The 12,796-nt window shown below is 37.8% G+C and carries 11 protein-coding genes; 9 read left to right on the top strand and 2 right to left on the bottom strand.

Going from position 1 to position 12,796, the window contains the following annotated elements:
- The first annotated feature begins 305 nt into the window (after positions 1–305).
- From AA650_RS00845 to dacB, 6 genes are all read left to right on the top strand, one after another.
- Complete coding sequence (locus AA650_RS00845; RefSeq protein ID WP_053537592.1) at positions 306–752, top strand: DUF29 domain-containing protein; 447 nt, start codon at positions 306–308, stop codon at positions 750–752.
- 308 nt (positions 753–1,060) lie between these two features.
- On the top strand, positions 1,061–1,354 hold the full coding sequence (locus AA650_RS00840; RefSeq protein WP_233455383.1) for a hypothetical protein: 294 nt from the start codon (positions 1,061–1,063) through the stop codon (positions 1,352–1,354).
- Entirely contained in the window at positions 1,347–1,637 is a 291-nt protein-coding gene (locus AA650_RS00835; RefSeq protein WP_053537591.1) for a type II toxin-antitoxin system RelE/ParE family toxin, read from the top strand. Before AA650_RS00840 ends, AA650_RS00835 begins: the two co-directional genes overlap by 8 nt.
- Positions 1,638–1,857: 220 nt before the next feature.
- On the top strand, positions 1,858–2,316 hold the full coding sequence (gene rplI, locus AA650_RS00830) for a 50S ribosomal protein L9 (RefSeq protein WP_053537590.1): 459 nt from the start codon (positions 1,858–1,860) through the stop codon (positions 2,314–2,316).
- Positions 2,317–2,602: 286 nt separating this feature from the next.
- Positions 2,603–5,407 (top strand): replicative DNA helicase, encoded by a 2,805-nt coding sequence (dnaB, locus tag AA650_RS00825; protein WP_053537589.1) that lies wholly within the window; start codon positions 2,603–2,605, stop codon positions 5,405–5,407.
- 1 nt (position 5,408) lies between these two features.
- Positions 5,409–6,878 carry a D-alanyl-D-alanine carboxypeptidase/D-alanyl-D-alanine endopeptidase gene (dacB, locus tag AA650_RS00820; RefSeq protein WP_053537588.1) on the top strand — a complete coding sequence of 490 codons (1,470 nt, stop codon included), beginning with the start codon at positions 5,409–5,411 and terminating at the stop codon, positions 6,876–6,878.
- A 162-nt stretch (positions 6,879–7,040) separates the two neighbouring features.
- On the opposite strand, the gene AA650_RS00815 is transcribed toward dacB, so the two are convergent.
- Positions 7,041–8,216 carry a DNA double-strand break repair nuclease NurA gene (locus AA650_RS00815; protein WP_053537587.1) on the bottom strand — a complete coding sequence of 392 codons (1,176 nt, stop codon included), beginning with the start codon at positions 8,214–8,216 and terminating at the stop codon, positions 7,041–7,043.
- Between the two features lie 226 nt (positions 8,217–8,442).
- Between AA650_RS00815 and AA650_RS00810 the strand changes: the two genes are divergently transcribed.
- Positions 8,443–9,063, top strand: coding sequence for a tetratricopeptide repeat protein (locus AA650_RS00810; RefSeq protein ID WP_053537586.1), 621 nt, complete (start codon positions 8,443–8,445; stop codon positions 9,061–9,063).
- Positions 9,064–9,092: 29 nt separating this feature from the next.
- Here the strand turns inward: AA650_RS00810 and AA650_RS00805 are convergent, their stop codons facing one another.
- Entirely contained in the window at positions 9,093–9,878 is a 786-nt protein-coding gene (locus tag AA650_RS00805) for an HAD family hydrolase (RefSeq protein ID WP_053537585.1), read from the bottom strand.
- Between the two features lie 220 nt (positions 9,879–10,098).
- On the opposite strand from AA650_RS00805, the gene AA650_RS00800 reads away from it, so the two are divergent.
- The gene (locus AA650_RS00800) at positions 10,099–12,147 is read left to right on the top strand and encodes an FHA domain-containing protein (RefSeq protein ID WP_053537584.1); all 2,049 of its coding nucleotides are present in this window, start codon (positions 10,099–10,101) and stop codon (positions 12,145–12,147) included.
- Between the two features lie 197 nt (positions 12,148–12,344).
- Positions 12,345–12,794 (top strand): hypothetical protein, encoded by a 450-nt coding sequence (locus AA650_RS00795; RefSeq protein WP_053537583.1) that lies wholly within the window; start codon positions 12,345–12,347, stop codon positions 12,792–12,794.
- The last annotated feature ends 2 nt before the right edge of the window (positions 12,795–12,796 follow it).

The following is a 12,796-nucleotide window of genomic DNA, read 5'->3' as shown; positions in this document are numbered from 1 at the left end:
CTTCGCAATGACTGTAAATATTTTTGTCTAATTACTTAGGGTTGGGGAAACCCCATCCCCGATTGTATTACATCCGAACGATAACTATAGGACTCCTATTTGATTTTTGAACGGAACTCGGTACACCTTTATATTCTCGAATCCTCTTCTCTTGCCTCTTGCCTTCCTACGTAAGAAAATATGGCTAACGCCACGCTTTGCTATCAGGAATCAAGCCGGATTCCTATATATTAAAAATTAGCGATAGAATGAAGATAATTCTTATCAATATGTTAAGAGAGTCAAGCCAGCAGTAAATAAACTTTATGAATAAAACATCGGTAAAAAATCTCTACGATCAAGATTTTTATCTTTGGGTTGAGGATACCGTTAGTAAGTTAAAAGCACGAGATAATGAGCATTTAGATTGGGATAATTTAATTGAAGAGGTAGAATCTTTGGGTAAAAGTCAGCGCAAAACAGTGCGGAGTTTTCTGGTGCGTTTATTAGAACATTTATTAAAGCGGTGTTATGTACCAATGTCGGACTGTTATCGGGGTTGGGAAATTGAAATCAGGAATTTTCGGCAACGGTTACAAATTGAATTAGAAGATTCACCGAGTTTGAAAGGTTTTGTTTTAGAAGTTCTGGACAAAAGCTATCAAATGGCTTTAGAAAATGTGAGAGATGGTTATCCTGATGTTTATTTTTCTGATGTTTGTCCATTTCCTAGTAATATAGATGCTTTGTTAAATGAGCGATTTTGGAAGTGACGGAGAGATTTTTTTTGAATATTTCCTTTTTCACTCAATTAGAACAGTTTTTGGGAATTACTCTGAGTAAATGGGTTAAATAATTCGATTATAGTGTAAATAGACAGTCTATGCCTGTGTCATGCTGCACGAATGGTAAGGAACGCAAATTTAATAACCTGCAATTCTGATGTAACCTGGAATGGTGCGTTACGCTGTCGCTAACACACCCTACTTTTGCACCTTATTTAATTCACATTCCTAAGCTATATCTATGGAAAACAGACTCAGATAACAGTATAATGTAAATAGCTTTACCCATGATTTCTATGACATTAACAGAAATTTTACCCTCACTACAAAAATTATCTCACCAAGAAAAAATCAAAGCCATTCAATTTTTAGCTACAGAATTAGCTCAAGAAGCACAAAATTTAGCAACAGAATCACTTGAGTATGGTGAGATAGATACAGAATTAAATTTTCAGCCTCTTAATAAAAAAGACATGATTGAAGAAAGCAAATCTGCTTTAGAAACCTACCGTCGTACAGGTTCAGGAGTCAAACATGAACAAGTCCAAAAATGGGCAAATAGTTTAACAATTCATAATAATAATGTCTGAGATAGTTTGGACAGAAACTGCTACGAATGACTTAAATCGTCATTATGATTTTATAGCACTTAGTAATGCTGATGCAGCAGTCCGCGCAGTACAAGCAATTGTTTCTTCAGGGGGAAGTCTACAACAAAATCCTCGTCGCGGTGCGATTGTAGATGAAATAGTAGGGTTACGAAAGCTTATAGTTGCTTTTGGTAAGTATGGATTCATAATTCACTACGTTATTCTTGAGGATGATGTGATTATTTTACGTATATATCATGGACGAGAGAATAGACCTATTTAGTTAATTGCAAGATTGCAAGCGTTAGCTTACGCTTTCCTGTATCTATGAAAATATTGCTTTTTTTAAATTTCTAGCATTTAGAGTTGCGATCGCTCCCCAAATTTCGCTACAATGTCGAGGCTGTGGGTACGTTAAAAGTCGCTGAGGATCAAGCTACACTTTTATGAGCCACCCTGCGACACCCAAATAACTAAGATTTTACCAAGAAAAGCGAAAAACAATGGCGAAACGTGTGCAATTAGTTTTAACAAAAGATGTTACCAAGCTGGGAAAACTCGGCGATTTGGTAGAAGTAGCTCCCGGTTATGCTCGTAACTACCTCATCCCTCAGAGTTTAGCCGCTCGTGCTACACCCGGATTACTTAAACAAGTAGAACGCAGACGTGAGAAAGAATATCAAAGACAATTAGAACTCAAACAACAAGCAACTGAGCAAAAAACAGCTTTAGAAAATATTGCTGGTTTAAAAATTGCCAAGCAAGTTGGGGAAAATGAAGCTATTTTCGGTACTGTTACCACCCAAGACGTTGCAGATGCAATTCAAGCAGCAGCTAACCTAGAAATAGATCGTCGTGGTATCACCATTCCCGATATTAGCCAATTGGGTACTTACAAAGCTGAAATTAAACTCCATTCTGAAGTAACAGCAGTAATTAACATTGAAGTCGTCTCTAACTAACGGTGACCGAAAAGACGGGACACAAGCCCCGTCCTGGAAGGACGGCTTTATGTTAAAATTTGGTCATAGTCGCCATAGGGCATTGGGAGACTTTAAACGGACATGGAGGGACGATAAGACCACTTGTGGCGGGTTCTGGCGAAGTGTCAATAATCACCGCACCTTCAGGTGGGTGAGTATGTCAATTAATTAATCACCACAGATGATATATCTGTGGTTATCAATATTTTCCTATCGGTTTTGGATGATTAGGTAAAAATCCAAAATCGCTAAAATTTAAAATTCTATGGCTGAAGAACTAAGTTTTCAAGGTGATGGTAGTAATCGCGTCCCACCTCAAAACATCGAAGCAGAAGAAGCGATTCTAGGAGGTATTCTCCTAGATCCAGAGGCAATTGGTCGAGTGAGCGATCGCCTAGTTCCCGAAGCATTTTATATTAGCGCCCATACAACCATCTATCAAGCCGCCCTCCGTCTCCATACCCAGCAAAAACCCACAGACCTACTTTCCATCACCAGTTGGTTAACAGACAACGATCAATTAACCCAAATTGGTGGCAGAAACAAACTAGCAACATTAGTAGACCGGACAGTTTCCGCAGTCAATATTGATGCCTTAGCAGGGTTAGTCATGGAAAAATACCTGCGTCGGCAATTAATCAAAGCTGGGAATGAAATTGTCCATCTTGGTTTTGAAACAGAAACAGAATTACCAATTGTTCTGGACAATGCCGAACAAAAAGTTTTTAACGTCACCCAACAAAAAACCCAATCAGGATTAGTTCATATTGGTGACACTTTAATTAATACTTTTCAAGATATTGAAACTCGTCATCAAGGGATTGCATTACCGGGAATACCTTGTGGTTTTTATGATTTAGATGCCATGACTAGCGGTTTTCAGCGTTCTGATTTAATTATCGTCGCTGGGAGGCCATCAATGGGAAAATGTCTCAGTTATGATTCAGAAATCGTTTTAGCAGATGGACAAATTGCCACAATTGAAGAATTATATCAGCAACGGCAAGGTTCATTATTAACATTAAATGATGATTGGAAATTTACCTTTACCCAACCATCTGCATTTGTAGATGATGGAATTAAACCAGTTTTCCGCATCACAACTCGCTTAGGTCGGGCAATTGAAACCACAATCACTCACCCATTTTTAACTATTAAAGGTTGGCAAAGATTAGAAAATCTGCAAGTGGGAAATAAGATTGCCATCCCTCGTAAAATAGATGTGTTTGGAACAGAAACTATCCGCGAGTGTGAAGTCAAATTATTAGCTGATTCTCTTGAAAAGAGTGATACTAAAACCGTCCCAAATATTGTCTTTAAATTAGAAAAATCACAATTATCATTGTTTCTAAATCGTCTCTTTGCCACTGATGGTTGGGCTACTGTACTTAATAGTGGTCAATCACAATTAGGTTATTGTACAGTCAGCGAAAAACTAGCAAGACAAATTCAACATCTGTTGTTAAGATTTGGGATTATTGCTGCTTTGGAAAAGCGGTCTGTGAAATATAATAATACCCGTAGACCAGCATGGCAATTGGATATTACTGATGCTTTATCTATCAAACACTTCATTGCAGAAATTGGCATTTTTGGCAAAGAAGCAGCATTAGCAAAAGTTACAGCAGCAATATCTCAAAAGAGATATCAAACCAATCGTGACTTAATACCTATAGAAATTTGGGAACAGATAGCAGCCGCTAAAGGTAGCGAAACTTGGAGTAGTTTAGCAAAACGGGCTGGGATTAAAAGCTATACCAATATTCATGTCGGCAAGCGGGCATTAAAACGGGAAAGATTATGGATTTTAGCCACTGCTTTAGATAATTTACCACTTCAGCAATTAGCAAATAGTGATGTATATTGGGATGAAATTATTTCTATTGAATCAGTTGGTAACAAACAAGTTTATGATTTGACAATTCCTGAAACACACAACTTTATTGCTAATGATATCTGTGTTCACAATACCGCCTTTTGTCTTAACCTAGCTCATAACATTGCAGCCGGTTATCAATTAGCAGTTGCAGTTTTTAGTTTAGAAATGTCCAAAGAACAACTAGTCCAAAGACTATTAGCTAGTGAAGCCGGAATTGAAAGTAGTTATTTAAGAAGTGGCCGCATTAGTCAAACCCAATGGGAACCTTTAAGCCGTGCCATTGATAAACTCTCAGACACGCCAATTTTTATTGATGATACGGCAAATATTACAGTCACACAAATGCGAAGTCAAGCGCGACGACTGCAAGCCGAACAAACTAAAGAATTGGGATTAATAGTTATTGATTACTTGCAATTAATGGAAGGTAGTAGTGATAATCGTGTTCAAGAATTATCGAGAATTACCCGTTCTTTAAAAGGTTTAGCGAGAGAATTATCTGTACCAATCATTGCTTTATCACAGTTAAGTCGTGGTGTGGAAGCAAGAACTAATAAACGCCCCATGTTGTCTGATTTGAGAGAATCGGGATGTTTATCTGGGGATAGTCTTGTTACATTGGCAGACACCGGGTTACAAGTACCAATTAAAGAATTAGTAGGTAAATCAGATTTTGCGGTTTGGGGACTGAACGAAAACACAATGAAACTAGAAAGGGCAATTGTTAGTAACGCTTTTTCTACAGGTATCAAACCAGTATTTACATTAACAACTCGATTAGGTCGAGAAATTCGTGCTACTGGTAATCATAAATTTTTAACTATTAATGGGTGGAAAAGATTAGATGAATTAAATTTGCAACAACAATTAATTGCTCTTGCTAACAGTGATATTTATTGGGATGAACTTATCTCAATAGAATTAGATGGAGAAGAAGAAGTATTTGATTTAACAGTTGATAAATTACATAACTTTATCGCTAATAATATTATTGTTCATAACTCAATTGAACAAGATGCGGATATAGTAATGATGTTATACCGTGATGAATATTATTCACCAGATACCCCAGACAGGGGAATTGCCGAAGTAATCATAGCCAAACATCGGAACGGACCAACAGGAACAATTAAACTATTATTTGATCCACAATTTACAAAGTTTAAAAATCTAGCTAAACCAAGTTGGTAATATGTCAAAAAAGAATTATTTCAGCTTGATATTACTATTTGTTTCTATTAATATTGGTAGTATTCAAAAAATAGCTAAGGCACAAACACCAGTTCCAGAAGTTACGAATACAAAATCAATTTGTCCTGCTCAATTATCATCTGCTATTAATACTATTATCAATCATCCTCAATTTAGTCGAGTCCGTTGGGGGATTTTAATTAAACCATTATCATCAGAAAAGATTCTTTATAGTCAAGATAGCCAAAAATATTTTATTCCTGCTTCTAATATGAAGCTATTTACTACCGCAGCAGCATTACAACAATTAGGAGCAGATTTTCGGATTCATACTTCTATTTATGATGATGGTAATGGTGTTTTGCGTGTAGTGGGAAGGGGAGATCCGAGTTTTAAAAATGCTCAATTAACAATATTATCAAAACAACTATATACGCAGGGAATTCGGCAAATTAATCAATTAATTGCTGATGATAGTTATTTTCAAGGTGAAGTAGTTAATCCTAGTTGGGAATGGGAAGACATTCAAGCTGATTATGGCGCACCAATTAATAGTTTTATTCTCAATGAAAATGCTACTGTATTAACTTTTTTACCACAAACTATTGGAGAACCATTAAAATTAAAATGGACAGAACCAACAGAAGCATATCGGTGGAAAATCGAAAATAATTCCGTCACTACTGAAGCCGATAAACCCAGTTTTGTAGAAGTAAATCGTGACTTAAAAGGACAAATTCTGCGAATCAAAGGACAATTGGCTATAAATTCCCAGCCAGAGATTACAGGTTTAGCCGTATTTGATCCAGTTGCTAATTTTATCAGACAATTTCGCCAAAATTTATCTAGACAGGGAATCACTGTTAAAGAAACTGTAATTAAAAATCTTAGTCAAAATAAACAAGAAAAAGAAATAGCCGCAGTAGAATCTCCACCTTTATCGGAATTATTACTAGAGACAAATGTGAATAGTAATAATTTATATGCTGAGGCTTTACTCAGAAGTTTAGCTATTAAGAAACCAGAAGAAAAAAATCAAAATACGGCTGATGTCGGATTACAAGTTGTCAGAGAAACTTTAACTCAATTAGGAGTTGCACCAGCAGGTTATGTCATTGTAGATGGTTCTGGTTTATCTCGGAAAAATTTAACGACTCCAGCAGCGTTGGTACAACTTTTACAAGGAATTGATAAATCACCTCAAGCAGCAGTTTTTCGGGCTTCTTTACCTATTTCTGGTGTCAAAGGTAGTCTAAAAAATCGGTTTCTTAATACTGCGGCTGCGGGAATAGTGCAAGCAAAAACAGGTTCAATGACAGGAATTTCTACTCTATCTGGATATATGAACGCACCCGATTATGAACCCTTGGTTTTTAGTATTATGGTAAATCAATCTGAACAACCGGGGAAAGTCATGAGAACAGCAATAGATGAAATTGTAGTTTTATTATCTGAATTAAAGCGGTGTTAAAATAATTGAGTTGAGTAAATGACAGGACTTACGCAAAATATCTCTCAAACCCCCATTTCTCTGTGTTCTCTGTGCCTCTGTGGTTCGTTATTCCATGACTTACTTATATCTATACTTTCGCACAAAATGACCAAAAAGATAAACTCCATGTACAACCTGAGTTTAGGCAATACTACCCCGTTTTCTTGCTTCTTTGTTGGAAATCCCGACATTTTTGATCCCAGCTTTAATCATTTGTCGTTCTAAAAGGGCAAAGAACCGGGTTCTATCACCACCCCTGACTACAGCCTGATTATGCGCTTCGGCGATCGCCACAGGATAACCATACCCCTTATGTACCTGTGCCAACATTAATCCTAGTGCTTGATCAAACATGATGGAATTTTCTGCAACCCAAGCGGGAACTTCAATCCGGGCAATTTCCGTCCCGACATGGACGTAACAAAAATAAATAATTTGCTCGTCATACAATTCTAAAATCCGGGCATTACTCCGCCATAATGGTCCTCTTTGTCCAGGTTGAAGTTGGGTGGTCATGATGGTTGTATCGCGCAAAGTATCAAATTTTTTACAAGGTACGTATTCTAGTTGATTGGGACAATGGGTAATACAATCAGGGACAGGGTGAGGACAAGCTAAAAAGCGTAAAAAGTTGGTGGCTTCGGTGCTACGAGAGGCACTAAGATAGCCCATGAGGGGGATTTGGGCTTGTTGGAGTTTTTGCCAAGCTTCTAAAACCGGAGGTAAAATCATATCCCTGGCATCCATCGGTAACTGATCTAAAAACCAGTATATTAACGAACCATCTGTCATCGCTAAGACTGGGGCTGCTGTTTTCGCACTACAAGCTAGTTCTGCTAAGACTGTAGCCTCGGAAGCAGTACGCCGATAACCCATCCATTCATCAGTTCTAATGCCCCACTGACGCGATATATATAAATCTTCAGGGCGATAAAATACCTCCGGTAAACTATCGAGAATCGGGTGAAGATTTTGACCATAGTGCAAAACCACTCTCCCAATATTTAGTAAGTAACAATACGCAATTTCGTGATGATTTGGGGAAATTTGCGAACCATCTGTAGAAATAACAGTATGAACTTTGGGGGGAACAGGAATAGTAATGCAGGTTTCGAGAGGTTCAATGGGTGTAGCATTAGCAAAAATAATCCGATTTCGCCATTCTTCTTGACGTTTAACTAACTGTTCTTGACACTCAAAAGCTTTTTTTAAATATTGTTGTGCTAACTCCAACCGCTGATGACTTGCAGCCACTTCTGAAGTTAAATGTTGACTGAAACCTTGCATTTGTCTCGATATTTTTGTTAAATCAAGCATATTCGTTGGGTGTATTTGTGTTGATGTAAATCAATGCTATATAATTACAGCACTTCCCGATCTTATGAGTTACAAGAACCCAACCCCCTCCAGTATCAAAAGCTTATCCTTTTCTTCCCCCCGCTGCGGGGGGATTTAGGGGGGTGCGATGAGGGGGCTAAGATATAACTCATATAATTGGAAACTGCTGTAACAACTGTATGCTAATAATTGGGAAAAGAGCGTCATGAAAAAATGGAGATTAACAATTACAACTCTCATATTAGGAACTATATTATATAGTCCGTCAGTGTGTGCTAAAAATTTGGCAAATATTTCCGATTTTAGAATAAAATCATCCCTGTTAGCACAATCTGATCTGAAAGACGCAATAGTATATTTCCATCAGGGAATTAACCGTCATACATTTGGAGACATAAAAGGGGCTATTGAAGAATATAATAAGGCTTTACGGTTACATCCTAATTTTCCTGAAGTTTACTATAAACGAGGAATATCTCGCTATAAGTTGGGAGATCTAAAAGGGGCAATTGCAGATTATAACAAAGCAATCAGTCTTAATGCTAACTATCCTGGTATTTACAATCATCGAGGATTTACTCGTCATGATTTGGGAGATTTAAAAGGTGCTATTGCAGATTTCAATCAAGCATTACTTCTTAATCCTAATTTTCCTGAAGCTTACCAAAATCGAGGGGTTTCTCGCAATAAGTTAGGTGATAAGAAAGGGGCAATTACTGATTTGAAAACAGCAGCTAATTTATTTCAACAACAAAAAAGAATTTCTAATTACCAAGAAGTAATTGATCTGATTAAGAAAACAGAAAATAGATCCCCGACTTCTTAGAGAAGTCGGGGATCTAGGTACTACATAAATTATAACCAAGTGGAAAAATCGTGAGTAAAATGAGAAGGTGATATTAAATGAATACGTGGATCATTTTTCCCTGCTTCCCGTTCCGATTGAGTGTTATAACCCCAATCTGCGAGAAAAAGTTGGACATGATTTAAGTCTGATTGCTGTTGGACTAATTGTAATGTTTTTAGTCTATCTTCCACAAACCACAAACTTGCAGATTGGATATTTGCTTTCTTGATTAATTCGCGCAAGGTTTCATATTTTGGGCGTTTTATTTCTTTACCAAAAATATTTTCTGGTGGTAAATTAACTCCTTCTTGTTGTAATAATTCCTTGACAAATCGCCCTTCTTTGGTAGTGACAATATATAACTGTATTTCACTTTTAAGAGTTATTTTGAGTCTTTCTATCACACCCGGATAGAATCTATGCAGACTTAACCAACCATCTAAATCTGTCTGAATCCATTCATCTCGTAGATGATCCAATTTTGTCGAAACTGCCTTTGCTTCTAGATTATCTGCTGCTAAGATTTGGGGAGTGATGTTTGTCCATGATTGGAGAATTTGATCATCAGAAAAACCCTCAATTAAGGCTTTAATTAAAACGGGCATTTCCCAACCTGTTTCAATTACAGGACGTAAGCGATAGAATCTCAAAGCTAAATCGTCTGGTGGTGTGTCGTTAGCCGGCGACCAAATTTGACAGTAGGTACGCCATGCTACCTCAAAATATTCAATTAGTCCATCGCAAACCACTCCATCAAAGTCTAAAGCCAAAATCATGGGACTATTTGCTGTCATTGTTCCGAGGGTAAAAACTGCTTTTGTTAGCTTACCGCATCTTCATCTCTGGATATGTAGCGATTAATCTATGAAATAGGGAATAAAAAATAAAGTTTTTTTAAGGTTTTTTCGGTATTTTTATGGAAATAGGGGAAAATATTGATGTATTAATATTATCAACTGACTCAAACCGAGTCAGACCATCAGATATTAAGGTGTAAATAGGAGCATCAAAACCATGCAAATCAAGCTGATTTCCGAAAATAAACTGACAGAGGAGCAGGAAGAACAGGTTTTTACCCTGCCGGTAGCTATCGGACGAGATATAACTCAACTTCCTGCCGTCCTCAATGGTGAAACGGTGTCTCCTGTAGTTTTATTGGATTCTAATAAGCAAATTTCTCGGTTTCATGCTCAAATTACCTTAGACAACAATGAGCTTTATGTAGAAGACAAGAGCGCCAATGGGACTCAAGTTAACGGTGAAAAGCTACTTAATCAAAGTCGGACTTTAAACAGTGGGGATAGACTGGCAATAGGTAATCATACCATTACCGTTATTCTCATTCGATCTGAGGATGAGAATGCTACTGTTGTACTGGAAAATAATTCCACAATTTTTAACCCCCAATCTGAGATTATTCCTGTATCTAGGGTGCGGAAATTACCAGATTCTCAATCATCCATCATTTTTAACCCTTATACGGATGCTTTAGAACAGCAAACTCCCGACGCTGTACCTAGTCAACCTGCGGGTTTTCCCTATAATCTCAACTTTTGGAATGGAGAAAAGGTTTCCCCGGAAGCTATTCGTCGCAGTGGTATTTTAGTCAGAGAAACAGAATATGTGGCCTGCGGGGGAGGAATGGGCAGTTTTGTTTGGGTGGATATGTTGAGAATTGCGGGGGTTAAACCGGAAAATATTAAAGTTTTGAGTATTCAAGACAAACCTTATAAGCGCTATGAAAGCCTACTGAAAAATTGTCAAATTCCCCGACATAAACGGATTCGTTCTGGTTCAGATTCCTGTCCTGATAATATTTGGGGATGGCCAGGATATGCTTTAAGAGATGTTTGGAGAGCCTTTTTTTCTGGACAAGTTGGTGCAGCTTTAGGATTTTTGTGGCAAGTTTTTGCCGAACCTGTTTATGCAGATACTTACACCCCTCGTGGAAAAGATGTATTTGAGTCCATGGACCGGGAGAGCGATCGCATTGGTTGGGGTAAAATGTTAGAATATGGTAGTATTCGCAGTCTACGACAAACAGAAGATGGGCGTTATTGTATTGCCTATTCCACTTCCAATCAAGAAGACGGAAATCACCAATTTTTATTAGCTAAATATGTCCATCTCTGCACAGGTTATCCAGCAATTAAATTACTAGAAGACCTAGAACAATATCGTCAGCAATATCCCGAAGAAACAGGAAATAAGAGAACTGTAGTTCAAGGTTATGAACCCCATGATCATATTTACCAACAATTAGAAAAAAAGGGCGGTACTATTGTCCTTCGCGGGTCGGGAATTGTAGCTTCACAAATATTAGAAAGGCTGTATGAAGCCCGGAAAATACAAGGTAATATTCAGGTAATTCATTTAAACCGAGAACCGCGCAAAGGTAATCAATTTGAGCAAGCTAAACGCCATGTAGAAAATGATTGGGAATTTCAACCTTTTAACTGGCCAAAAGGAACTTGGGGCGGTGATATGCGGACAATGTTAGAAGCCGCTGACCCGTTAAGACGACGGGAATTATTACAGGGTTGGGGGGGAACAACCACAGCCAGTCGCAAAAAATGGCGCGACATTATTCGTCAAGGAATAGCCCAGAAATGGTATGAAATTCGTTATGGTGTAGTCACAAAACTAGAACGTAATTCCCAAGGTCAAGTTATTACTCATGTAGTCACTAATAAAGGTCAAAAAACCCTAACTGCTGATTTTGTTATTGACTGTACAGGATTGATTTCCAATCCTTTAGAAAGTCCATTTTTAAAAGACCTAATACTGCATTACGATTTAGAACTAAACCCACAAGGACGTTTTCATGTAGAAAACAACTTTGAAGTCAAAAAACTGCGAAATAATCGTTCTCGCATATATGGGGCAGGAATTATCACATTAGGCGGTCCCTACGCCCCCGTAGACACATTTTTAGGACTACAATATGCTGCCCATCGTTCTATGGAAGCATTGGCGGCTGCAAAGGCTCCAGGAGTCCGCTATATTCAGGGAATTTATTCTCTTTGGCAATGGCTAAAATGGGCGCTGAATCAAAAACCTTAATTTAGAGGATGTTTTAAAAGTATTAGATGAAACCGATAATCTCCAAAAACCTAACCCCCCTGCCCCCCTTCCCTACGAGGGAAGGGGGTTTTCAAAGCCTCTCCCCGCTTCGGGGAGAGGTTTGGAGAGGGGTTTGTTTATACATTAAAAACTTTTCAAACACCCTCTTACAAATATTATAGGATAATAAAATCATCATGACTCCAACTTTATTCGGACGCTGGCAAACACGAATTTTTTTGTTAGCAACAGTGGGAATGTTAGTTTCTCTGCTTTTTTATAAAGGATATTTAGGCATTGCCTCCAACTTAGTTTACTTTTGGGTTGTGTTTTATGTAGGTTTATTTGGCATTGCTTGGGATGTTTTGTATGATTTTCTGCAAAAATATCTCTGGGACCATGACTGGCCTGGAGTATTTCAACTTTATGCAGGAGTTATAGAAGGGGTATTTCTGGCTTTAATAATTGCCAATATCGGTTTACCTCATATTCCTAAAAGTGAATTTGATTTAATCAGATTTATTCAACATTATGGTTTAGTTTGGTTAGCAGTTTATTTATCTGCTTGGGTAGTCATGCGGTTATTATTTCCCCGGTGGCGTTTTCGCGGTGGAGAATGGATTGGCAAATGGCCGAGAATTTCTTAGGG

This window comes from Anabaena sp. WA102 (assembly GCF_001277295.1).
Lineage (GTDB): Bacteria > Cyanobacteriota > Cyanobacteriia > Cyanobacteriales > Nostocaceae > Dolichospermum > Dolichospermum heterosporum.
This window is presented reverse-complemented; position numbering and strand designations above follow the sequence as displayed.

Coding starts and splice junctions, on each gene's coding strand:
- AA650_RS00840 (WP_233455383.1), top strand. CDS start 1,061: ATGACATTAACAGAAATTTTACCCTCACTACAAAAATTATCTCACCAA.
- dacB (WP_053537588.1), top strand. CDS start 5,409: ATGTCAAAAAAGAATTATTTCAGCTTGATATTACTATTTGTTTCTATT.
- AA650_RS00805 (WP_053537585.1), bottom strand. CDS start 9,878: ATGACAGCAAATAGTCCCATGATTTTGGCTTTAGACTTTGATGGAGTG.
- AA650_RS00810 (WP_053537586.1), top strand. CDS start 8,443: ATGAAAAAATGGAGATTAACAATTACAACTCTCATATTAGGAACTATA.
- AA650_RS00835 (WP_053537591.1), top strand. CDS start 1,347: ATGTCTGAGATAGTTTGGACAGAAACTGCTACGAATGACTTAAATCGT.
- dnaB (WP_053537589.1), top strand. CDS start 2,603: ATGGCTGAAGAACTAAGTTTTCAAGGTGATGGTAGTAATCGCGTCCCA.
- AA650_RS00795 (WP_053537583.1), top strand. CDS start 12,345: ATGACTCCAACTTTATTCGGACGCTGGCAAACACGAATTTTTTTGTTA.
- rplI (WP_053537590.1), top strand. CDS start 1,858: ATGGCGAAACGTGTGCAATTAGTTTTAACAAAAGATGTTACCAAGCTG.
- AA650_RS00815 (WP_053537587.1), bottom strand. CDS start 8,216: ATGCTTGATTTAACAAAAATATCGAGACAAATGCAAGGTTTCAGTCAA.
- AA650_RS00845 (WP_053537592.1), top strand. CDS start 306: ATGAATAAAACATCGGTAAAAAATCTCTACGATCAAGATTTTTATCTT.
- AA650_RS00800 (WP_053537584.1), top strand. CDS start 10,099: ATGCAAATCAAGCTGATTTCCGAAAATAAACTGACAGAGGAGCAGGAA.